Here is a 23,173-nt window from a genome sequence, read left to right on the forward strand (position 1 = left end):
CAGCCCCTTCAAAACCCAAGGAGACAAGCATGCAAAAAAACGGACTCTTCTCGCGCCGCGCCATCGGCACCGCCCTGCTCGCCATCGCCGCAGGCCCTGCCCTGTGCCTGAGTGCTGCGGCGCAAAGCTGGCCCACCAAGCCGGTCAAGATCGTGGTGAACTTTCCACCGGGCGGCGCGGCCGACCAAATTGCCCGCGCCATTGGCGTGCCCTTGGGTGAGGCGCTGGGCCAGCCCGTGGTGGTGGAAAACCGGGGCGGTGCCAACGGCAACCTCGGCGGCGAAATGGTCGCCAAATCGCCCGCCGACGGCTACACCCTGCTCATGAGCTCGGGCGGCATGGTGTCGGTCAACCCGCACATTTACGCCCGCATGCCCTTTGACCCGGCCAAAGACCTGGTGCCTGTGGCCTCGGCCGCCCGCGTGCTGGTGTTCCTGGTGGCCAAGCCCAACTTCCCGGCCAACAACATCCAGGAGTTTCTGGCCTACGCCAAAGCCAACCCCGGCCGCCTGTCTTATGGTTCGGCTGGCAACGGCAGCTCGCCCCACCTGGCCGGCGAAATGATGAAAAGCCAGGCCGGTCTGTTTGCCGTGCATGTGCCCTATCGGGGTGCAGCGCCCGCGCTGCAAGACGTGTTGGCCGGTCAATTGGACTTTTATTTTGACCCGGGCATTGGTCTGGGCCAAGTGCGTGCGGGCAAGCTCAAGCTGCTGGCTGTGGGCAGCATGAAGCGCTCGCCCCTCTTCCCCAACGTCCCCACACTGGATGAAGCGGGGCTGAAAGGCTTTGATGCCGATTCGGTGTTCGGCTTTTACGCGCCTGCGGGCACACCCGCCGAGGTGGTCAACCGCGTCAACCGCGAGATCAACCGCATTCTGGGCACCCCCGCTTTGAAAGACCGCATCCAGAACCTGGGCGGTGAGGCGCTGCCTTTGACCCCTGCCGAGTTTGGCGCCCGTGCGGCAGACGACTCCAAACGCTTCGGTGCCATCATCCGCGAGCGCAAGATCAGCGGGGACTGAAGCGCGTCAGACCCCGGCCAACTCGCGCAGCGCCTGCGGGTTGGGCAAGCACAGCACTCGGCCGCTGCCACTGATCAGCTGGCGCTCACGCAGGTGGCGCAGCACACGAGAAAAGGTTTCGGGTGCTATGCCCAATTGCGCCGCAATGGTGCGTTTGCGCTCGGTCAGCTTCACGGCCAAACTGCCCGACTGGTCGGTGGTTTGGGCATGGCGCAGCAGCCATTCGGCACAACGCGCGTCGGCGTCTTTGGCCACACGGCTGACGGCCATTTCTGTTTGCTGGCGTTGCGAGCGGGCCATGTCCATGAGCAGGTTTTGCGAAGCCTCTGGCAAAGCTTTCACCTCGCTCACAAAGCTGGCCACGCGCACGTACTGGACGTTCACATCGGTCTCGGCCACCGCATCGACCGCATGCGGCAGCCCCAACAGGCCCGAAGCGGCTTCGAGCCAGAACGGCCCTTCGACCACGCCCAGTTGATGGGCCATTTGCCCATCCACCATCACCCCCAGCACCACACGCCCCTGCAGGATGTGCACGATGCGGTCCACCGCGTCGCCTCGGTTGAGTAGGACGGTGCCCGCCGCCACACAGGCAAGCGGCTCGGACAAAAGGGGTAAGGGGGTATCCAGCATGGTGGCCCCGAATGTGCCAGAGCCCTGGCCCAAGGGGTTTGACACACATCAAATGTGGGCCCGTCTGGCACGCTTTACAGCACCAAAATCGCCCGGAAGTCGTTCACATTGGTGTGCGTGGGCCCGGTGACGACCAAATCACTCAAGGGCTCGAAATAACCATACGCGTCGTTGCGCTGGAGGTATTCGTCCAATTTGTGGCCCAGCGCCAGTGCACGGGCCAAGGTGTCGGGGCTGACCCGAGCGCCGGCATTGTCCTCCATGCCGTCGATGCCATCGGTGTCCGCCGCCAAGGCCCAAACGCCGGGCTGGCCTTGCAGGGCTTGCGCCAAGCCCATGCAAAACTCGCCCGCACGGCCTCCGCGCCCCTTGGGGGTGCCCGCGGTTGAGGGCTTGATCGTCACCGTGGTTTCACCCCCACTCAAGATCACGCAGGGCTTGACAAAGGGCCCCAGCCCCTTGGCCGCAGCCCGGGCCAGCGCGGCGTGCACTTTACCCACCTCGCGCGATTCCCCCTCGATCTCGTCGCTCAGGATGTAAGCGTTCAGCCCCTGCGCACGGGCAGCCGCCGCTGCGGCGTCCAGGGATTGCTGGGGCGTGGCAATCATGTGCACGCTGTGCCCCTCAAACACGGGCGAGCCGGGTTTGGGCGTCTCCCCCATGCCAGAGCGCAAAGCCTGCAACACCGAGTCGGGCACCGTGATGGCATAGCGTTTGAGAATGGCCAGCGCGTCAGCGCAGGTGGTGGCATCGGGCACGGTGGGGCCGCTGGCAATGATGGACGGGTCATCGCCCGGCACGTCGCTGATGGTGAGCGTGACCACCCGCGCAGGGCTGCACGCCGCCGCCAAGCGCCCGCCTTTGATGCGCGAGAGGTGCTTGCGCAGGCAGTTCATTTCAGAAATATTGGCCCCGCTGGCGAGCAACTGGCGGTTGATGTCTTGCTTGAGCTGCAAACCGATGCCGTCTCCAGGCAAGGTCAGCAGCGACGAGCCGCCGCCCGAGATCAGGCACAGCACCAGGTCGTCGGCGGTCAGGCCTTGCGTCAATTCCAAAATCCGCTCTGCAGCCCGCAAGCCTGCCGCATCGGGCACGGGGTGGGCGGCCTCAACCACCTCGATGCGCTCGGGCAAACCCTCTGGGCGTGGCGGCGTGTGGCCGTAGCGCGTGACCACCAGACCCGACAACGGCGCGTCAAGAGGCCACAAAGCCTCCACGGCTTGTGCCATCGCCCCACCCGCCTTGCCTGCGCCCAGCACCAGCGTGCGTCCCTTGGGTGGGCTGGGCAAATGGGCGGCGGTGTTGTGCAGGGGCAAGGCGCGTTGCACGGCCAAGTCATACAGGTGGCGCAGGAAATCTGAGGGAGCGATCATGGGCAGCGGGATCGAATCAATTGAGAAAACCTGAGCATAAAGGCTTTCCCTCAGAAGTCTGACATGCGAAAGCGGATTTTCAATCCGACGGGGCACCCTTATTCGGCTGAAATTTTGGCGGATTGAATGACACGTCCCCAATACTCCAGTTCTTTGCGCGTGTAATCTCCCAACTGAGCCGGCCCCATGTGATCCACCTGCGTTCCCGCATCCTCTGCTTTTTTCTTAACATCGGCTGAACTCAGTATTTTTGCCAGTTCGGTATTGAGTTGTTGCACCACTTCTGCAGGCGTACCCGCAGGTGCATACAACGCGAACCAGGAGTCCAGTGCAAACCCCTTGAAATCAGCTTCTTGGGTGGTGGGCACTTGGGGCAAGGATGTCAGGCGTGCATTGCTGGTGACTGCCAGACCTTTGAGTTTGTCGGCCTTGATGTGGCTGACGACCGAAGCAGGCGTGGTGAAAAACAAGTCGACCTGCCCCCCCAACAAGTCCTGTACAGCAGGTCCAGCACCCTTGTAAGGGATGTGAGTGATCGATGTACCAGACAGTTGTTTGAACAACTCACCCGCGATGTGTTGAATGGAACCATTTCCAGAGGATGCATAGTTCAGCTTGCCAGGATTGGCTTTGGCATATGCAATCAGTTCACGCAGATTGTTGACCGGCAAGCTGGCTTTGGCCGCCAAGATTTGCGGCGCACGTGTGAGCATGGACACGGGCGCGAAATCCTTGATGGGATCCCAACCTGCTTTTTTGAACAAGTGAGGGTTGCCCACCTGATAGCCACTGTAGGCCAAGAGCAGTGTGTAACCATCGGGCTTTGCTTTGGCGACCAATTGGTTGCCAATGTTGCCAGAGGCACCTGCCTTGTTATCGATCACGACCGGTTGACCCAGCGCTCTGGACAAGGGCTCGGCAATTAAGCGCGCCGTGAAGTCGGTGGTACCGCCTGGTGCACTTGGCACGACGATGGTGATAGGGCGGTCCGGAAACTTGCTCTGAGCCCATGCGTTGTGGGCACAAACCAAAGCGGCGAGGCTTCCAAAAATGCTGATCCATTGACGTCTATGCATGGGTAACTCCTGGGTGAAAAAAACCGATTGGAAAATGGGCATCAATTGTTCGGCGAAGGACCATCAACTGTTTGTTCGCAGCCACTGCATCAACTCAGCGGTCACAGCTTGCGGCTGTTCAATCGTCGAGAGATGCCCACAGCCTTCAATCACAGTGAGTTGCGACCCTGGAACACATGCGGCCATCGCTTCATGGTCAGCCAATGGAGTCATAGGGTCCTGCCGACCACACATGAACAGTGTTGGCACACGCACTTTCGCCAAATCGGCGTGCGAATCAGGCCGTCCCAGCATGGCCGTTTGCTGGTTGAACTGCCCCACCGCACCCACGCTGCGTGCCATATCAAACATCAATTCATTTAATGCACCATCTTTCACATGCTCTGGCAGCAGCCAGCGTGAAGGCAACTCAGGAATCAGGGCATCAATGCCACCTTGCTGGACTGTTGCGATATCCTTTTGTCTGCCTTGACGACGAGCCGGATGATCGGCAACCGCCGTGGTGTCGATCAGTACCAAACGCTCAAGGCGAGGAAGCGCGCAGCGGATGGCCTCAAAGGCAACATAGCCACCGAGCGACAAACCAATCCAAGTGAAGCGCTGCGGCATCACTGACAAAACCTGTTGGGCCATACCCGCCATCGAATCGTGCTCACGAAAGACAAACACCCTGCAGTCGTAAGCTGACTGAAGTGCCGCGATTTGATGGGCATAAAGCCGCTCATCGGTCATGTGGGCACACGCAAATGCCAACGCGGGTTTTGTGGTCATGGTTGGGTCTTTTTCAGGATTCGGTAATTCAGGCCAATTCGGAAATTTCGATCAAATTAAAATCCGGATCACGCACGTAAATTGAGCGGATTTTTTGTGTTGCCCCCGTTCGCATCACAGGCCCTTCAACAATTGGCCACTGAGCTGCAAGCAAGCGCTCCAGGACTTGCTGTAACGGAACCGATGCGATGAAGCAAAGATCCAATGCACCAGGTACGGGCAGATGAGCCTTGGGTTCGAACTCAGAACCCTGTACATGCAGGTTGATTTTTTGATTGCCAAACTTGAAAGCTCGGCGCTCGACCGCCGGCGTACCGCCCACAAAGGTTTCGAGTTGCATGCCCAGAACACGGGTATAAAAATCCACACATGCCGCCTCGCGGGCCGTCGTCAATACAAGATGATCAAGATGGTCAATCATGAAAACGCCTTTTTTAGTTCAGCCACCGAAGGTGGCGCGGGGTGCAAATCTGTAATACGACCGCTTTTGGCCACCTGTCCTGGTACCTCATGGCCCACGACACTTGGCAATTGACCAGCAATCAGCAACAGGCGCTTCAGGTCAACACCTGTGTCATAACCCATGGCATCCAGCATGTGGATCGCATCCTCGCTGCAAATGTTGCCACTCGCCCCAGGTGCATATGGGCAACCGCCCAAGCCACCCAAGGAGCCATCAAAACGGTCAATACCTGACTGGACCGCTGCCAGCACATTGGTCAGACCCATACCCCGTGTGTTGTGAAAGTGCAGCGTCAACTGAAGATCCGGGAAACGGGTGCGCAACACGTCGCACATCTGCGCAACCTGGACAGGCTGCGCCATGCCGGTGGTGTCGCAAATGGTCAGTCCTCGAACACCGAGATCGGCGAAGCGCTGTGCCCATTGCAACACTTCCTGCTGGGGCACATCACCCTCCATGGGGCAGCCAAAACAAGCCGACAAGGACACGTTGATTGGTACCTGTTCACGGTAGCGCTGAACCACTTCACGCAGGGCCGAAAAGCTGCTCTCCCGTGGCATTCGTAGATTCGCCAAGTTGTGTGTTTCAGATGTGGACATGACCAGATTGAACTCATCGGGTCGGGAGGCCATGGCCCGCTCAGCCCCACGCAAGTTGGGTACCAAAACGGTGTACTCGACGCCCGGCATGCGCTCAATTCGCCCCATCACTTCTTCTGCATCGCGCAGCATCGGGATCGCCTTGGCGGAAGTGAAAGAAGTGACCTCGATCTTGGCGTAACCACACCCACTGAGTGCATTGATCATGGCCACTTTGATGTCGGTGTGGACAAACTCGGGCTCCATCTGAAAACCGTCCCGAGTCACCACTTCGTTGAACTGAATTCGCTGCTTCATGATGCGCTTCCTACAATGCCTTGGTCTTTCAGGGCCTGAATTTGAGCTGGCGTTAAACCCAACTGTTGCAGAACCTGATCGGTGTCCTGGCCCAATTTCGGCGCAACACGCCGATGCAATCCAGGTGTGACGGAAAGTTTAGGAACGATCCCCGGAACGCTCAGGTCGGTACCATCGTCCATCGTGATGTTTTGCAACATACCCCGCGCCTGGTAGTGCGGATCGGCGGCAATGTCAGCGACTGTGTAAATGCGTCCTGCAGGCACGCCGGCTTGATCTAAGGCCTCGAGCACAACGGCTACCGGGCGCTGGGCCGTCCAAGCGCCGATCGCTGCATCGAGTTCGATCACGCGCGAGACCCGGCCTGAGTTATCAGCCAACGACGGATCGTTGGCCAAGTCAGGCCGACCGATCAGCAGCATCAGCCGCTTGAAAATACTGTCTCCATTTCCGGCCACCAGCGCATAAGCCCCGTCCTGGCAGAGGTAGGCATTGGTGGGCGCAATGCCTGGCAGGGCGCTGCCTGCAGGTTCACGCACAGCGCCAAATGCGCTGAACTCAGGCAACAAACTCTCCATGCAATTGAAGACCGCCTCGTACAAAGCCACATCAATCACCTGACCTTGGCCGGTCGAGTGTCTGTGCTGCAATGCCAACAAGATGCCTATGACGCCATGCAAAGCAGACAAGGTATCGCCAATGCTCACACCCACGCGCACGGGTACCCGGCCTGGCTCTGCCGTCAGGTGGCGTAAACCGCCCATGGCCTCGCCAATGACACCAAAGCCGGGACGATTGCGGTAGGGGCCGGTCTGCCCATAGCCACTGATGCGAAGAACGATCAAGCGCGGATTACTGGCCATCAGCACTTCAGGCGACAAGCCCCAACCTTCAAGGGCACCAGGTCGAAAGTTTTCTATCAACACATCGGCTTCGGTGGCCAATTGACGAACCAAGTCTTGCCCTTCGGGCGTGCGCAAATCCAACGCCAACGACAACTTGTTGCGCGATTGCACTTGCCACCAAACAGAGGTACCGTCCTTGAGCATTCGCCATTTGCGCAGCGGGTCTCCGCTGTTGGGCGGCTCGATTTTGATGACTTCTGCACCAAAGTCGGCCAATGTCTTGGCGGCAAATGGTCCTGCAATCAATTGACCCAGTTCCAACACTTTCAAACCCGAAAGTGCGCTGAGATTGTTGACGTTGTGGGCAGTCCTTGAGGCATTCATGTCCGCAGTGTCATGCGGATGCCTCAGGGCGTCTATTGATGAATCGGTCAGGTAGCCTTCGCATTTTGCGAAGGCAAATGCAGGAAATCCCTGAAATTCACGACCAAAGAGTCAGCCTCTTTTCGAATGCCGACTTTCAGCCGTCGCTGGGCCCATTCATCTTTCAAAGGCCGCCAACTCAGTTGCATCGCCCGAACAATGGGCAATGCCGCCGCTTTAGGCAACAGGGCAATTCCCAAACCCGAAGCCACCATGTGACCCACGGCGTCAAAACTGCGCACCTGCATGCGCAACTTCAGCGTTCGGCCTGCCGCCATGGCCGCACTTTGCTGCTGCTGCAAAAGTGCCGCCCCGGGATTGAGGCTGACCCATGACTCGTCAAGCGCATCGGCAAAAGCCAAGGGAGATTTGCCCACTAGGGGGTGGTGCCTTGGCAATATCAAGACCAACTCATCCTGGCGAAAGTCTTTCACGTCCAGTCCCTCGGTATCCGGACCTTCCACAAACACCCCCATGTCCGCTCGCCCCTCTCGCAGGGCCTGCACCACATGCTCAGAAACCTGCTCCTCCAAATCAATATGTACCTCAGGATGCAAATGGGTGTACTCGGCCATCAGCGGCGGCAAAAACTGGTTGATGGCCGCAGTACCTGCAAACAAGCGCACATGACGTGCAATGCCATGGCGCAGATCAGCCAATTCACTCACCAGGCCATCCATTTCTTGGAGCAACGCCAGGCCTCTGCGCATGAAAACCCGTCCTGCCGAGGTGATGTCCAATCCACGGGAATGCCTCACAAACAACTGACAACCGGTCGCGGCTTCCAACTCTTTCAATCGCCGGCTTGCAGCGGGCAACACCAAATTGCACTCTCGTGCAGCTGTGGTCAAACTGCCCGTTTGAGCGCACAAAACGGCCAGTCGAATCGACACAAAATCAAATCGCGCCAAGTTGTATCCGGGCTGGGGCATCAGAAAATCTCCAGAAGGTCTTACTCCGCTGTATTGTGCTGAATCTCAAAAGCAATTCATAAAAGCAAACTCAACCAGCGTAAACGCGGACTGACTGGATCACTGGCGAACCCTTAGCCACTCTGACCCTGAGTACGTTCTTTTGGTCTGCAGGAGCGGTGTATGTTTCATGGATGGCAAAGGCACCACCGGCATCGGGCTTGCAGATGAATCCGGATCTTTCACCGCCCCATCCGAGCATCGTGGCGTTTTACTTTACCGGGACGGGTGTTTGTGGCTCATTAAGCTGCGGCATACATGCCAGCCCAGCCTGATGGATCGGTTGACATGCAAAGCAACATCGGGCGCTTGGGCCAGACTCGACATTTGGCCATCCTCCCAGTCACGACCAGGAGCCACCCTGAAAGACACAGCCCTCTTCCTGCCCGAGCAGGAAGCCGTCTGCTTAAAATCGCACCACTGCACAGCCCGGGACGCGCGGCGACGTGGTGCTCGCCCTCCCCCCGCAATTGGGGGGCCAGGGGATTCGGCCGCGACTTGTTTCACACTTTGCCCAGGTCAAGTCCATGCCCAGTTTGCTGATCCACCGCGCCCGCTGCATCGCCACCATGGACGATGCCAACACCGAACTGAATGACGCTTCGCTTTTGATCCGCGACGGGCGGATCGAGCGCATCATCCCCGCGCATGAGCCCATCGACGAACTGCTCACGCAGGTTGATGAAGTGATCGACGCCAGTCGCCATGTCGTGGTGCCGGGCCTGATCAACACGCACCACCACATGTACCAGTCGCTCACGCGGGCGATTCCCTCGGTGCAAAACGCCGAGCTGTTTTCTTGGCTCAAGGGCCTGTACCCGATTTGGGTCGGCCTCACGCCCGAGATGGTGCGTGTGTCCGGCCAGGTGGCCATGGCAGAACTCCTGCTGAGCGGCTGCACCACCAGCAGTGACCACCTCTACATCTACCCGGGCGGCGTGCGGCTGGACGACAGCATCGAGGCGGCGCACACCATCGGCATGCGCTTCACCGCCACACGCGGCAGCATGAGTGTGGGCGAGAGCCAAGGCGGCTTGCCCCCCGACCGCGTGGTCGAGCAAGAACCCGCCATCCTGAAAGAAACCCAGCGCCTGATCGAGACCTGGCACGACGCGAGCTACGGCTCGATGACGCATGTGGCCGTGGCCCCCTGCTCGCCCTTCAGCGTGAGCCAGGACCTGATGCGCGAATCGGCCAAGCTCGCCCGCGCCCATGGTGTGCGCCTGCACACCCACTTGGCCGAGAACGACCACGACATCGCCTACACCCGCGAAAAGTTCAACTGCACCCCCGCGCAATACGCCGAGGATTTGGGCTGGGTAGGCCACGACGTGTGGCACGCCCACGGTGTGAAGCTGGACGAAGAGGGCAGCTACCTGTTTGCCCGCACGCGCACCGGCATCGCTCACTGCCCCTGCAGCAACATGCGCTTGGCCAGCGGCATTCTGCCGCTGCGCAAAATGCTGGACGCGGGGGTGCCCGTGGGTCTGGGCGTGGACGGCAGCGCCAGCAACGACGCGGCGCATTTGCTGAACGAAGCGCGCCAAGCCATGCTGCTGGCACGTGTGGGCCGGGCCTTAGAACCTTTCGGCTGTGACCACGGCCCCGCCGAGATGACACCCCGCGACGCCCTGCGCCTGGCCACACGCGGCGGCGCCGAGGTGCTGGGCCGCGCCCACGAGTTGGGACAAATCAAAGCAGGCTATTGCGCCGACATCGCCATGTTCCGCACCGACACCCTGAGCATGGCAGGCGGCGCGGTGCACGACCCGGTGGGGGCGCTCTTGCTGTGCGCGAGCGACAACGCCGATTACACCATCGTGAACGGCCGCGTGGTGGTGCGCCAAGGCCACATCACCACGGTGGACATGGGGCCGCTTGTCGAGCGGCACAACCAGCTGGCTTTGCAGCTGGCACTGGGGACGAACTGAGCCATGGCTCCGGCACACGGAGATCACACCCCTCGCAGGTCGTTGGCTTCAGCCCCGACCTGCTGCCCCTGCCATGTCAGACCTGAAGGTGCCGACCTGCATCACCGTTGCGCATGAAAAACTTTTCAGAACCGGATCAATGGGTGCCGTTGCCCGCCCGCCCTTGCCGATAGGCCGCAGGTGTGGTGCCCGTCCAAGATCTGAATGCCCGGATGAAAGAGTTGCTTTCCTGAAAGCCCAGCAGCCACGAGATTTCGCTGGCTGAAATATCGGTGCGATTCAGGTAATGCCGAGCCAGTTCATGGCGCACCTCGCTGAGCAGTTCTTGAAACCCCACCGACTCCTCGGCCAGTTGCCGCTGCAATGAGCGTTTGCTGATGGCCAAACGCTGCGCCACGGCGTCGATGCTGCTGATACCGGCGGGCAGCGTCTCCAGCAAAACGGCCCGCACCCGTTCGCGCAGGCTCGCTTGGGCGTCCAACTCAGAGAGCCGTCTGTTGAGGGCGGGCTCAAACGCCATCCACATGGCCATGTTGTCGGTCAAGAAAGGCCGACGCGCATCTTGCGCCGAAAACGTCAGTTGGATCTGTTCTGATGCACCCAAAGCGCAGCCCAGATAGGCTTGGTAGGGCGCAAGGTTCAAAGGCAAATCGGGCACCGAGGCCATCAAGGGCTCAATGCGCTCCCGCGTGCCCAACCTCGCCAGTTGCGTGAAGAACACCAACTCCGACACACCCAAGCTGCGGGGTATCGGCTCGTCACTGCCGTAACAGCTGAGCGTGACCAGCGTGCGGTTTGCGCGGATGTCGACCTCCATGTGCAAGGGGCACATCAGGCGTTTGTAATGCGCCAGCCGCTGCAGTGCGGTGTTCAAGTCGGGGCTGCACAAGCAGGCAAACATGGCCGGGTCAAAAGCCTCCACCGACATGGCTTGCGCCAGCTTCAGCGCCAGCTCGTCGTCGCCTGCGGCCTGTTCCAGTCCGCGCCACAGGTCAAAGTACTGCGCGGGCGACAAACTCGCACCTCCTGGTCGTGCAAACAGGTCGCCCGGCAGCCGCGCCAGGCTCAGCACATCGGCGGGGGCGTAGCCCATGTCGAGGATGAGCAGTTTCCAACCCATTTGCAGGGCAAAACGTGTGGCCTGTTTCACGGGGGGTGGCTTTTTGGCAGGTTAGGGCGTTTCGAGGGGCGGACTACTTGGCTTGGCTCATGATGGCCATGTCAAAGATGCGGTCCCCGAAATACTTGCGAATGAACATCAAAGGCTTGGCCATTTTGCCGATGACGTAACGGGTTTGGGGTCGGCGCGAACGCACAGCTTGCAGTATGGCATCGGCCACCACCGAAGGCGGCGATGCTGCCCCCTCTTTGGCATAGGTGCTGCGCATGGCCTTGGCCATGCCCTGAGCCATGGCTTGGTAAGGGCCTTGGCCCGAACGCGCCAGCATGGGCTCGAGCATCACGCCGCCCCATTCGGTGGCAATCACACCGGGCTCAATGATGACCACCTGAATGCCAAAGGGTGCCAACTCGAGGCGCAAGCAATCGCTCCAACCTTCCACCGCGTGCTTGGTGGCGTGGTACCACGATCCCAAAGGGGTGTACATCTTGCCGCCCATGGACGAGATGTTGATCACCTTGCCCGACTGTTGGCGGCGCATGTGCGGCAAGGCCAATTGCGTGAGCCGCGCCATACCAAACAGGTTCACTTCAAACTGGTAACGGGCATCGCCCAGGGTCGAATCTTCCATGGCGCCATACATGCCAAAGCCTGCGTTGTTCACCAGCACGTCGATGCCGCCATGGCCCTGGGTGATGGTGTTCACGGCCGCCACAATGTCGGCGTCCACCGAAATGTCCATCTGCAGCGGTATCGCGCCCAAGGCCCGCAGGTCTTCCATTTGCGCCACACGCCTGGCCGCGACATAAACCACCAAGCCCTCTTGCAGCAGCCGCTTGGCCGTTTCTTTGCCCATGCCGGACGATGCACCGGTGACGAGCGCCACCTGTGGTTTGAGTTGGGAAATAGGGGATGTCGATGCCATGAAAAACTCCGTTCGTGAATGTGTTGCGAATGGCGTCATGGTCGCTGCTGGGTCTCGAAGTGTCGCCATCGGATCACGCCAATGCGCATGCCGAAGATGCCAAGTCTCTTCGCTGCCTTTCAAGGAACAAGTTGTTCGCTCAGGTCACAACTGCAGAACATGGACACGGTGACAAATTGCCATATTTGATCATTTAGGCAAAATTGACAGACATAATCGCTGCAGTCCGAGCCATGCACGCCCGCGTGTCGCCCTCGCCGATTTCCGAAGACCGACTCTGCGCCATGCACCGCACCATTTTTGACACCCCCCTCGTCAACACCGCTTTGCGCGGCATTTCCTTGGCGTTTCTCAAAATCACTGGCTGGAAAATTGAAGGCCAACTCCCTGCGGGGGTGAGCAAATGCGTGCTCATTGCGGCACCCCACACCAGCAACTGGGACTTGCCTTACACCTTGATGGTGGCGTTCGCCTTGCGCCTGCAAATCTATTGGATGGGCAAAAGCAGCATTTTCTCGTTCCCCTTTGGGCCGCTGATGCGCTGGCTGGGCGGCATTGCGGTCAACCGATCGCAAGCCTCCAACCTGGTGGACTCTTGTGCGCAAGAATTGGTCAAGGCCGATGGCGCGGTGCACTTGGTGATCCCGCCCGAAGGCACACGCAGCAAAACCCGTTACTGGAAAACCGGCTTTTATTACATCGCCGTGCAGGCGCAGGTGCCCATCGTCATGGCCTACATGGACTACTCGCGCAAGGTCAGTGGATTGGGGCCTTTGTTCTACCCCTCGGGGGACATCGAGAAGGACATGGTCGCCATCAAAGCGTTTTATGCGCCTTTCAAGGGCAAAAACGCCGACCAGTTTGAAACCCCGCCTGAAAACCCATAAGCGGCTCCCCAGCACGGGCCTCAGCCTGCGAGGCATGCGCTGCAGGCCGATGGCGCGGGGCGGTCATGACCCCAGCGCCCCTTCACTCACTCGGTTTTGGCCCCGGCCTGAAACCAACGACCGAACAAGGCGCGGTTTTCCTCGCTCAATCCTGTGGCATTGCCCATGGGCATTTGCTTGGTCACCACCACTTGTTGGTACATGTTTTGGGCGTTTTGCTGGATCAACTCGGGGCTGTCCAAGCGCACGTTCTTCATTTGCACCTGGGCACCATGGCATGACAGGCAGTGCTGCCCCACCAGGCTTTGCACTTGCGCAAAGCTCACGGGCTGTGCAGGCGCTGCAGACGCCTTGGGGGGGGCGGGACGCAAGGCCACGATCACGCCCAAAATCATCACCACACCCACCGCCGCAAAAGGCCAAGGGTTGGCGGCGCGGCCCAGGTGGAAGCCATGGCGTTGCACAAAAAATTGACGAATCAGGGCGCCCGCCAACATCATCACAAACAGCAGCACCCAGCGCTGCTCGTGTGTGTACAAGAAGCTGTAGTGGTTGCTCAGCATCGCGAAGATGACGGGCAGCGTGAAGTAAGTGTTGTGCACACTGCGCTGTTTGCCGCGCTTGCCGTGGATGGCCAAGGCGTTGGCGTCATAGGTCTCACCGCTGGTCATGGCCGCCACCACTTTGCGTTGGCCGGGGATGATCCAGAAGAACACGTTGGCGCTCATGGCGGTGGCGATCATCGCGCCCACCAACAAGAATGCAGCACGACCGGCAAACAGTTCATTGGCCAGCCAGGCGCAAAAGGCCACGACCACGATCATCAAGCCCGCCACGATCAGCTCACCGTTTTGACGGAAACCGAAGACACGGCAAATGATGTCGTACACGAACCAAAATGCCACCAGCATGCCCACCGCGGCCGATCCAGCCATCACAGGCGTCCAGTCCATCAGCGATTTGTCGATCAAAAAAGTGCCCGCGTTGTAGAGGTACAGCACCGTGAACAGCGCAAAGCCGGTCAGCCAGGTGGAGTAACTTTCCCAATAGAACCAATGGAGCTTGGTGTGGATCTTTTTGGGGGCCACCATGTACTTTTGCGGGTTGTAAAAACCACCGCCGTGCACCGCCCACATGGCACCGCCCACGCCTTTTTCGAGCAAGTCGGGCGAGTTGGGTTTTTGCAGGTTGTTGTCCAGAAAGACAAAGTAAAACGAGGAGCCAATCCAGGCGATGGCGGTGATGACATGCACCCATCGCAGCAACAAATTGGCCCATTCCAGAAAATACGATTCCATGAAGGATTCTCCAACCAGCTCACCACCGCGGGCCCTGTGAGCGGGTATTCGGTCGCGAACATGAATCCGGGGATTCCTGCGCCGCTGCGACCAGTGCACCGAAGTGTATACAGTTTAAAGGCGCGATTCCAGCCTTGCCCGCTCACTTTGGCCTAGGGGAAACGCGCATCTCTGGCTCAAAGCGTTTGCAAAAGTTGAGCGGCCACCGCGACGGCAATGACTTCAGGCTCTTTTCCCGTGATGCCTGGCACCCCAATGGGACAGGTGATGTGGCCCATCTCTTGGGCGCTGAACCCACGGTCCTCCAGGCGATGCCGAAAGGTGGCCCATTTGGTCTTGCTGCCGATCAGGCCCACAAAAGGCAAATCACCCCGCTCCTTTTGGCGCTTCAAGCACGCGATCACGATGTCCAGGTCCTCGGCATGGCTGAAGCTCATGATCAGCACCCGGCTGCCTGGCGCCAAATCGGCCACCGCAGCCTGTACCGGGTTGGAGTGCTCACAATCCACGCCCTCAGGCACGTCGGCAGGGAAAATCTCGTCGCGGCTGTCCACCCAGCGCACGGCAAAGGGCAAGGTGGCCAGGGTGTGCACCAAGGCCTTGCCCACATGCCCGCCCCCAAACAAGGCCAAGGGCGTGCGGGGGGGCTTCAACTGCGTGCGCAGCCGAGGCAGGTCCGCCGCGCTGACCCGCTCAAACACGAGCTCGACGGCACCACCGCAACACTGCCCCAAGCTGGGCCCCAGGACCTGGCGCAAGTGGGTGGGCTCGGTTTGTCCTGTCAAGAGCCGCCGCGCATGCGCCAGCGCCTCAAACTCCAGATGCCCGCCACCGATCGTGCCCTGCTCGGCTTGGGCAAACACCACCATGTGCGTGCCGGGCCCACGGGGCACAGAGCCCTGCGTGGCTTGCACAGTCACCAGCACCGCATTGTCGGTGTTCAGCCTTTGAAGGGCTTGTTCAATCCAATTCACGCTTTTGTGTCCATTCAATGTTGAGGAATGCGGCCAGCTTGCCCATCAGGTCCTGACGATGCCACAATCCACCTCAGCTCAGAGTATGCCAAGGACAAGGTCTCCACATGACGCCACGTTTGCCAACGCTTCACCGATTCATCCTCCAAGGCTGTTTGACCCTGGGCTCTGCGGCTTTGGCTTTGCTCAGCGGCTGCAGCACCCCACCCCCCCCTGCCCCCGTGGCAGCGCCACCGGCGCCTGCACCCGTGACGCCTGTGGCCAAAGTCCCCGAACCCATCTTGGCCCCGTCTGGCCCCACATCGTTGGCCCGCAACAGCAAAGAATACCGAAAGGACGCGGCGGGCCACCTGTACGGCAAGCATGCGCACCGCGTTTACAAAGGCCGCATGCCGCCCATGCTCGAAGCCGTGGGCGTCTTGAATGTGGACATTGACCAAAAAGGCTCGGTCAAGGCTGTGAACTGGATGCGCGCACCCAAACATGTGCCCCACGTCATGGCAGAGATCGAGCGCATGGTCAAAGCCTCAGCCCCCTACCCCGTGCCCAAGCACATGAGCCAGGTCACCTACACCGATGTGTGGCTGTGGCACAAAAGCGGCAAATTCCAGCTCGACACCTTGACAGAGGGTCAAGACTGAAGCGCTGGGCCTTTGGCCACCCCGTCGTTTCAAGCCGCCTGAACCTGCTCGTGCGCAGCACCGGGCAACAGGGTGAGGATGAGCGTGGTGGCCACTGAAAAGCCCGCCAGCAGCAAGAGCGCGTTGCCAAAGCCCATGGCCTTGACCACAGGCCCCAAAGCCCAGACCGACAAAGAACTCACCGCAAACGACACGCCCAGGCGCATGCCCGAGACGCGCGAGCGCAAGCGGTCGTCCACATAGCGGGCGATCATGAAGTCGGTGAAGGGAATCGCCCCAAAGATGAACACCATCAAACCGATGAGCGCTGCAAACAACCACCAGCCCTGCGCTTGAGAGGCCAGCACCAGCATGGGGATCTGGGCCATGACCATGAACATGAAAAAGCGCTTGAGAGGGAAACGGTTGATCAGATGGCCCACCACCACTTGGGCCACCGAAGCCACGGCGTAGACCAAGGCCAGCAACAGGCCCAAAGCGGCCGGGTCTTCCATCACACCCCGAAAGCGCTCGGCCAACAAGGGCCCATTGCCATTGGTTGTGAAGTTGAACAAGACGCTGCTGGTGATGGCGGCAGCCGTCATGACCACCAGTGCACGCGCCAGCAGGGGCGCGGGCAAACTCACTGTGGCCCCGCCCTTGCGCTTGGCCGGTGAGGAGACCTCTTTCGGGCAGGCGCGTGCGAAAAACCAACCGCACAGCAGCGCCACCAAGCCGGGCAACACAAAAGCCGCCCGCCAGCCTTGCCACTGAATCAAAAAGCCCGTGAGCAAAGCGGCCACAGCCACACCCAGATTGCCCGCCAACCCATTGAAGCCGATGGTGGCGCCCGGATTCGGGGAACGCTCGAGCAGCATGGGAATGCCCACCGGGTGGTAAATGGCCGCAAAGGCACCGATCAGCGTCAAACAGGCGGCCAATTGCCATGGCGATTGCGCAAACGCGGTCAGGATGGAAGCCGCGCCAATGCCAAAAAAGAAGACCAGCATCATGCTGCGCCGACCCCACAAGTCACCCAAACGTCCGGCTGGCAAAGAACCCAAACCGAACATGAAAAATGCCCCGGCACCGTAAGGCATCAGATCTTGCCAATCGGCCAAACCCATGTCAGCGGCCATGGTGCTGACCGCCGCTGCAAAGATCAACAAGAACAAATGGTCCAGCGCGTGTGCGGTGTTGAGCAAGCCCCGCACCACGCGGGGGTGGTCGGCGGCTTGTTCGGGCAAAGGGGCGTCAGAGGGGGTCAAGGTCGTCATGGTCAGTGTCAGCTTTCGACTTCGTCTGGGGGAACAGGCTGTGGGCCACCTGGCCAAGCCACAAGACTGTGCGCCCAAGGCCGCTTGGACGCTGTCGCTTTGGTCACAGATGGGGCTCAGCAAACGCCATCACAAAGGCGCATTGGCTGGGGCTTTGGCGTCCCAGATGTGCGAGCGCCAATACACCGCCATGGCCCCCGTCAAGAGCAGGCCCAGGGCCGAATACGCACCCGCCGTGGCAGCATAGCCCCAACGCTCAATCAGCGGGCCCGACAGCAGCAAACCCAAAGGCAGCCCCCAGATGGCCAGCATGCGCATGCCCATCACGCGGCCTCGATAGGCGGGCTCGGTCACGCGCAGCATCACGGCCGCCAGCGGGGTCATGCTCAGGCTTTGCGCCAAGCCCGCCACCCACAACAACGCCATGCCCACCCCCAAATGGGTGCTGAAAGCGAACAGCACATCCACCGCAAACCACACCGCGCCTGCCAGCACCATGGTTTGCGCCGCGCGAAAGGCGATGCGGTGCGAACTGAGCACCACCGAACCCACCAACCCCCCAAAGGCAAAGCTGGCCCCCAACCAGCCCAAGCCTGTCTGGTCGGTGAGGTAAATGTTTTTGGCCACATAGGGCAGCAAGCCCAAAGAGAAGGGAAAGGCCAGCAGGTTGACCAAGAACGCCAGTGCCATGGCCGCCATCAACACCGGGCGGGTCCACACATAGCCAAAAGCCAGCTGCAAATCCCGCACAGGCGACAGGCGTGGGGCCTCTGTGGCGGCTGTTTGAACAGGCCCATCGGACACACCACGCGACAGCACAAAACTGAGGGTGTAGAGCGCGGTGATCAGCGCGTAAGCCCAGGTCATGCCCAGCCAGGCCACCACACCTGCGCCCGCCAAGGCGCCTGCAATGCGAGCCGAATCCGAGGTGATGCGCGAAATGCCCAGCGCCCCAAGCAAATGCCGGGGCGGCAAAGTTTGGGCGATCAGCGCGTTGCGCATCATCATGTCCGACGGCCGCACCAGCCCCGCCAAAGCAGCAACGCACAGCACCAACACGGGCGTGAGCGCTTGCAGCCAGGCCAGCAGCATGAAGCAGGCCGCCAGTGCCGCATAAAGAGCACGCGAGAGGCAGAGCATGCGGCGGTACCCCAGTCGGTCGCCCACCACACCAAACAAGGGAGACACCAAAGAACCCAAGTACTGCAAAGAGCCAAACACCACCAGCATCATGACCGAGCCCGACTCGACCAAGATGAACCAGCCCAGCACGATGGACTCCATCTCGAAGGCCCAGGAAGTGGCCAAATCGGCAGGCCACTGGAAGCGGAAACTCCGAACCCGGAACGGGTCGCGCCAGTGCATGGCGGGTGGCTTTGCAGCCGACGCTGCGGCCTCGCTCACGGCCGTGGCCCTGCGCAAAACATGGGTGGTGGAAACAGCGCAAAGCGGCCTGGGCACAGGCGCATGGCGCTCATGCGTTCATTCCTGCCCAGCGCGGTCTGACTGTTGATTGGCCTCGCTCTTCGGGCGGGCATCTGGCTGCGCTGCAGGCTCGGCCATGAAACACATCTTCTCGCCATCCCATCGCTGGCCGCACCAGCACAGGCCTTCGGCATTGATGATGCAAGTGCCGGTGCCGCAGCACCGTGGATCGTCTGACATGGGCCTGCTCCTGAAACGTATTGGGTGATGGCCTGCAGGATGCCTGAAACCGCTTCAGGCATCCGGCGCAAACCCTCACAACCCTGCAGAGGCCTTGGCTTTTTCGCAGGCCATCAAGATGCGCTCTGGCGTGGCCGGCGCGTCCATGTACACCACGGATTTGTAGTCAGCGCTGGCAGCCACCGCATCGCGCAAGGCGAAGAAGGCCGACAAGCCCAGCATCAAAGGAGGCTCGCCTGTGGCCTTGCTGTTGAAAGGCGTGGGCTTGTTGTTTTGGTTTTCAAACAAAGACACCTTGAAGTGCTCTGGGATGTCGCCCGCCACGGGAATTTTGTAGGTGCTGGGGCCGTGCGTGAGCAGCTTGCCTTTTTTGTCCCAAATGCACTCTTCCATGGTGAGCCAGCCCATGCCTTGCACATAAGCGCCTTCGATCTGGCCTTTGTCGATGGCGGGGTTGATGCTGCGGCCCACGTCATGCACGATGTCCACGGCTTTGAGCCACCACTCCCCGGTGCGGGTGTCGATCTCGACTTCGCTCACGGCCGCGCCGTAGCAGTAGTAATAGAAGGCCCGGCCATTCAGGGTGGCGAAGTCGTACTTGATTTCGGGCGTCATGTAGAAACCTGTCACCGACAAGCCCACACGCTCCATGTACGCTTGCTTGGTCACATCGGCCCACTTGACGGCTTTGCCGCCACCGTGCACTTCGTTGTTGGCAAAGCTCACATCGCCTTCGGCACAAGCGAGCATGCGGGCGGCCACGGGTTTGAGGCGCTCACGCATTTGGGCTGTGGCGTTCATGATGGCTGCACCGTTGATGTCGGCACCGCTCGAAGCGGATGTGGCCGAAGCGTTGGGTACTTTTTGCGAGTCGGTGGCGGTGATGCGCACATGGTCCACGCTGATGCCCAAACCATCGGCACAGACCTGCGCCATCTTGGTGTTCAGGCCCTGGCCCATTTCGGTGCCGCCGTGGTTGCAACTGACCGAGCCATCCATGTACACCACCAGCAGAGCGCCGCCTTGGTTCAGGTGCGTGGCGGTGAAGCTGATGCCGAACTTGAGCGGCACCAGCGCCATGCCGCGCTTGCGGGTTTTGCTCTTGGCGTTGAAGGCCTGCACTGCGGCACGGCGCTCGGCGTATTGGGATTCCTGCTCCAACTGCTCGATCACTTGGTCACCCACCCAGTCTTCGATGAGCTGGTTGTACTGGGTGGTCATGGTGTCGGGCGTGCCGCTGATGGCGGGGTCTTTGTAGAGGTTGAGCTTGCGCACGTCCAAGGGGTCTTTGCCCAAAGTCATCGCGATCTCGTCCATCACCGTTTCGATGCCGAACATGCCTTGTGGACCGCCAAAACCCCGGAAAGCGGTGGCGCTTTGGGTGTTGGTTTTGCAGCGGTGGCTGACCAACTTGAGTGCAGGCAGGTGGTAGGTGTTGTCGATGTGCAAGCAAGCGCGGTCGTTCACCGGGCCGGAGTAATCGGTGCTGTAACCACAGCGTGACATGAGCGTGATGTGGGCACCCAACACGCGGCCCGTGTCGTCAAAACCCACTTCGTAGTCGATGCGGAAATCATGACGCTTGCCGGTGATGGTCATGTCGTCATCACGGTTCACACGCAGCTTGACGGGCTTTTGCAACTTGAAAGCGGCCAAAGCGGCGCTTTGGCTGAAGATGCTGGCATTGCCCTCTTTGCCGCCAAAGCCGCCGCCCATGCGGCGGCAAATCACCTCCACATCGTTGGTGTGCAGGTTCAGGGCGTGCGCCGCTTCGCGCTGGTTGCCGTCGGGGTGCTGGGTCGACACGTACAACGTCAACTGGCCGTCCTCCTTGGGCACCGCGTAAGTGATCTGGCCTTCCAGATAGAACTGTTCTTGCTGGCCCGTGTTGGTGCTGCCTTTGATTTTGTGGGGTGCATTGGCAATGGCCGCTGCAGCGTCGCCGCGCGTGATGCCCTTGGGCGGCATGATGAAGCTGCCCGCCGCCATCGCGTCTTCGATCGTCAAGATGGGCGTGAGCTCTTTGACCAGCACCTTGGCTTTTTTGGCGGCTTCGCGGGCGTAGAGCATCTCTCGCGCCACCACCACGGCCACGGCCTGGCCGACAAACTCGACCTTGCCCGCGGCCAGGAAGGGGTCGTCATGGATGATGGGGCCGCAGTTGTTTTCGCCGGGGATGTCTTTGGCGGTGTAGACCGCGACCACACCGTGCTCCTGGAGGATGGCTGCGCGGTCGATGCCGTCGCCAATCAACTCACCATGGGCCACAGGCGACAAGATGAGCGCGGCATACAAAGTGCCTGCGTGCTCAGGGATGTCGTCGATGTAAGTGGCTGAGCCCGTCACGTGCAGGTGCGCGGACTCGTGAACGATGTCGGTGCCCTGCTGAACACCCGATGTGGGCAACAGGTTTTTGAGTGCGGTCGGTGCGTTCATTCTTGCCTCTGGGGTGAGGGGACAGACCAAATTTGCTGCGCAAATATGGGTCTACCCCCTGGTTTTAAGATTGTTCTTCGATGAATTCAAGGGCCAAATTGCGCGCCACCAAGGCGCGGTACGCCCATGTCGCACGCAAGCCGTCGCGGGCGGTGAAGCTGGCGGCAATGGCGGCATCCAGGTCGACCGATTTCACGTCGGCAGGCGCACGGCCTTCCAGCACAGCTTCCAGCTTGGGGGCGCGGCATGGCGATGGGGCCAGGCCGTTGTAGGCCAGCTTCACACCCGAGAGTTGGCCGTTTTTGAGCGTGTAGCTGATGGCCGCGCAGGTGGCCGAAATGTCTTGTTCAAAACGCTTGCTCACCTTGTGGGCGCGGAACACTTGTCCCGCCACAGGCTTGGGCAATTCGATGGCTTCGATGAACTCACCGGGCTCCATCAGGTTTTTCTTCATGCCGGTGTAGAAGTTGTCCAGCAGCACCTTGCGGGTTTTGTCGCCCCGGCGCAGCACCAAGCTGGCACCCAGCGCCATCAGGCAGGGCATGGTGTCGCCAATGGGTGAGCCGTTGGCGATGTTGCCCGCCAGCGTGGCCGTCGACCGGATGGGGGGCGAACCAAAGCGGCGCAGCACCTCGGTGAAGTCGGGGTAAGCCTGGGCCACCAGCGCTTCAACTTGCGTGAGCGACACGGCCGCGCCAATGCGCCAGGCGCTGGCGGTCTCGGTCACTTGGCGCAGTTCTTTGACGTTGCCCAAATACATGATGTGCTCGGGGCGGCTGAACTGTTTGTTGACCTGCAGACCGATTTCGGTGCTGCCCGCCAAAAGTGTGGTGGTGGGGTTCTTGACCAAGTAGTCGGCCACTTCGGCGATGGTGGCGGGCGAGACGAACTCGTTGCCCTTCCTGGTGCGCACCACCGGCTGCACGATGATGTCGCCGTCCAGGCTCAGTGTGGGCACGCTGGCGCGTTTGATTTCTTTGAGCAGTGGCACATCGGCGCTGTCGTCCAGCTTGAGCGCTTCTGGCTTGGCGCAAGCCTTGGCGGCCGAGTCGATGATCGGCTTGTAGCCGGTGCAGCGGCACAGGTTGCCGCTCAGCGAATCGGTGATCTGCTGGCGGTTGGGGACGGGCAGCACCTGCACCAGGTTCACCAGGCTCATCACGATGCCGGGCGTGCAAAAACCGCATTGCGAACCGTGGCACTTGATCATTTCTTCCTGAACTGGGTGCAGCGAGCCATCGGCTTTTTTCAGGCTCTCCACGGTCTTGACCGATTTGCCGTCCAGCGAAGGCAGCAACTGGATACAAGCGTTGGTGGCCACATAGTCCACGCCCGTGCCTGCCGCGTTGAGCTCGCCCACCATGACCACACAAGCGCCGCAATCGCCCTCTGCGCAGCCCTCTTTGGTGCCCGTGCGGTGCAGTTCCTCGCGCAGATAGTCCAGAACGGTGGTGGTGCGGCGCTCGCCTTGGGCTTCGACGATGCGGCCGTCGAGCACAAAGCGCACGGTGTTGGTGACTTGGGTCATGGTTGGGGGGGATCGGTGTGTGAACGGGAAGACCCCGAT

At 60.5% G+C, this 23,173-nt stretch carries 21 protein-coding genes; 4 read left to right on the plus strand and 17 right to left on the minus strand.

The window, feature by feature from the left end; genetic code table 11:
- Positions 1–29: 29 nt before the first annotated feature.
- On the plus strand, positions 30–1,022 hold the full coding sequence (locus B9Z31_RS01665; RefSeq protein WP_100117821.1) for a tripartite tricarboxylate transporter substrate binding protein: 993 nt from the start codon (positions 30–32) through the stop codon (positions 1,020–1,022).
- A 6-nt stretch (positions 1,023–1,028) separates the two neighbouring features.
- Here the strand turns inward: B9Z31_RS01665 and B9Z31_RS01670 are convergent, their stop codons facing one another.
- From B9Z31_RS01670 to B9Z31_RS01705, 8 genes are all read right to left on the minus strand, one after another.
- A complete protein-coding gene (locus tag B9Z31_RS01670) occupies positions 1,029–1,655 on the minus strand; it encodes a Crp/Fnr family transcriptional regulator (protein ID WP_100117936.1) in 627 nt (208 codons plus the stop codon).
- Positions 1,656–1,729: 74 nt separating this feature from the next.
- Complete coding sequence (locus B9Z31_RS01675; RefSeq protein WP_100117822.1) at positions 1,730–3,028, minus strand: glycerate kinase; 1,299 nt, start codon at positions 3,026–3,028, stop codon at positions 1,730–1,732.
- 98 nt (positions 3,029–3,126) lie between these two features.
- Positions 3,127–4,104, minus strand: a complete 978-nt coding sequence (locus tag B9Z31_RS01680; protein ID WP_100117937.1) for a tripartite tricarboxylate transporter substrate binding protein — start codon at positions 4,102–4,104, stop codon at positions 3,127–3,129.
- A 63-nt stretch (positions 4,105–4,167) separates the two neighbouring features.
- The gene (locus B9Z31_RS01685; protein ID WP_100117823.1) at positions 4,168–4,875 is read right to left on the minus strand and encodes an alpha/beta fold hydrolase; all 708 of its coding nucleotides are present in this window, start codon (positions 4,873–4,875) and stop codon (positions 4,168–4,170) included.
- 28 nt (positions 4,876–4,903) lie between these two features.
- On the minus strand, positions 4,904–5,296 hold the full coding sequence (locus tag B9Z31_RS01690) for a VOC family protein (RefSeq protein ID WP_100117824.1): 393 nt from the start codon (positions 5,294–5,296) through the stop codon (positions 4,904–4,906).
- Positions 5,293–6,234, minus strand: a complete 942-nt coding sequence (locus B9Z31_RS01695) for a hydroxymethylglutaryl-CoA lyase (RefSeq protein WP_100117825.1) — start codon at positions 6,232–6,234, stop codon at positions 5,293–5,295. The genes B9Z31_RS01690 and B9Z31_RS01695 overlap by 4 nt, the downstream gene beginning before the upstream one ends.
- Entirely contained in the window at positions 6,231–7,463 is a 1,233-nt protein-coding gene (locus B9Z31_RS01700) for a CaiB/BaiF CoA-transferase family protein (protein ID WP_100117826.1), read from the minus strand. Before B9Z31_RS01700 ends, B9Z31_RS01695 begins: the two co-directional genes overlap by 4 nt.
- 47 nt (positions 7,464–7,510) lie before the next feature.
- Positions 7,511–8,434 (minus strand): LysR family transcriptional regulator, encoded by a 924-nt coding sequence (locus B9Z31_RS01705; protein WP_100117827.1) that lies wholly within the window; start codon positions 8,432–8,434, stop codon positions 7,511–7,513.
- Positions 8,435–9,000: 566 nt separating this feature from the next.
- Between B9Z31_RS01705 and B9Z31_RS01710 the strand changes: the two genes are divergently transcribed.
- Positions 9,001–10,404: an 8-oxoguanine deaminase gene (locus B9Z31_RS01710; RefSeq protein ID WP_100117828.1), complete on the plus strand. Its 1,404-nt coding sequence runs from the start codon at positions 9,001–9,003 to the stop codon at positions 10,402–10,404.
- Between the two features lie 136 nt (positions 10,405–10,540).
- Here the strand turns inward: B9Z31_RS01710 and B9Z31_RS01715 are convergent, their stop codons facing one another.
- Both B9Z31_RS01715 and B9Z31_RS01720 read right to left on the minus strand, forming a co-directional pair.
- Entirely contained in the window at positions 10,541–11,554 is a 1,014-nt protein-coding gene (locus tag B9Z31_RS01715) for an AraC family transcriptional regulator (protein ID WP_100117829.1), read from the minus strand.
- Between the two features lie 43 nt (positions 11,555–11,597).
- The gene (locus B9Z31_RS01720) at positions 11,598–12,449 is read right to left on the minus strand and encodes an oxidoreductase (protein WP_199174407.1); all 852 of its coding nucleotides are present in this window, start codon (positions 12,447–12,449) and stop codon (positions 11,598–11,600) included.
- 284 nt (positions 12,450–12,733) lie between these two features.
- Here B9Z31_RS01720 and B9Z31_RS01725 point away from each other — a divergent pair, with 284 nt between their 5' ends.
- Positions 12,734–13,336, plus strand: a complete 603-nt coding sequence (locus B9Z31_RS01725) for a lysophospholipid acyltransferase family protein (protein WP_100117939.1) — start codon at positions 12,734–12,736, stop codon at positions 13,334–13,336.
- Between the two features lie 86 nt (positions 13,337–13,422).
- Here B9Z31_RS01725 and B9Z31_RS01730 read toward each other — a convergent pair whose 3' ends face one another.
- Positions 13,423–14,634, minus strand: coding sequence for a urate hydroxylase PuuD (locus B9Z31_RS01730; protein ID WP_100117830.1), 1,212 nt, complete (start codon positions 14,632–14,634; stop codon positions 13,423–13,425).
- A 176-nt stretch (positions 14,635–14,810) separates the two neighbouring features.
- Positions 14,811–15,608, minus strand: coding sequence for a xanthine dehydrogenase accessory protein XdhC (xdhC, locus tag B9Z31_RS01735; protein ID WP_100117831.1), 798 nt, complete (start codon positions 15,606–15,608; stop codon positions 14,811–14,813).
- Between the two features lie 107 nt (positions 15,609–15,715).
- On the opposite strand from xdhC, the gene B9Z31_RS01740 reads away from it, so the two are divergent.
- Positions 15,716–16,249, plus strand: a complete 534-nt coding sequence (locus B9Z31_RS01740; protein ID WP_100117832.1) for a hypothetical protein — start codon at positions 15,716–15,718, stop codon at positions 16,247–16,249.
- A gap of 29 nt (positions 16,250–16,278) precedes the next feature.
- Here B9Z31_RS01740 and B9Z31_RS01745 read toward each other — a convergent pair whose 3' ends face one another.
- The 5 genes from B9Z31_RS01745 to xdhA form a co-directional block, all read right to left on the minus strand.
- Positions 16,279–17,505, minus strand: a complete 1,227-nt coding sequence (locus B9Z31_RS01745) for an MFS transporter (RefSeq protein WP_233200616.1) — start codon at positions 17,503–17,505, stop codon at positions 16,279–16,281.
- A gap of 129 nt (positions 17,506–17,634) precedes the next feature.
- Entirely contained in the window at positions 17,635–18,870 is a 1,236-nt protein-coding gene (locus tag B9Z31_RS01750) for an MFS transporter (protein ID WP_100117941.1), read from the minus strand.
- Positions 18,871–18,987: 117 nt separating this feature from the next.
- Positions 18,988–19,170: a hypothetical protein gene (locus tag B9Z31_RS01755; protein WP_100117833.1), complete on the minus strand. Its 183-nt coding sequence runs from the start codon at positions 19,168–19,170 to the stop codon at positions 18,988–18,990.
- 75 nt (positions 19,171–19,245) lie between these two features.
- A complete protein-coding gene (xdhB, locus tag B9Z31_RS01760) occupies positions 19,246–21,606 on the minus strand; it encodes a xanthine dehydrogenase molybdopterin binding subunit (protein WP_100117834.1) in 2,361 nt (786 codons plus the stop codon).
- Positions 21,607–21,670: 64 nt separating this feature from the next.
- Positions 21,671–23,134: a xanthine dehydrogenase small subunit gene (gene xdhA, locus B9Z31_RS01765; RefSeq protein WP_100117835.1), complete on the minus strand. Its 1,464-nt coding sequence runs from the start codon at positions 23,132–23,134 to the stop codon at positions 21,671–21,673.
- Between the last annotated feature and the right edge of the window lie 39 nt (positions 23,135–23,173).

Source organism: Limnohabitans sp. G3-2, from assembly GCF_002778275.1.
GTDB lineage: Bacteria > Pseudomonadota > Gammaproteobacteria > Burkholderiales > Burkholderiaceae_C > Limnohabitans_A.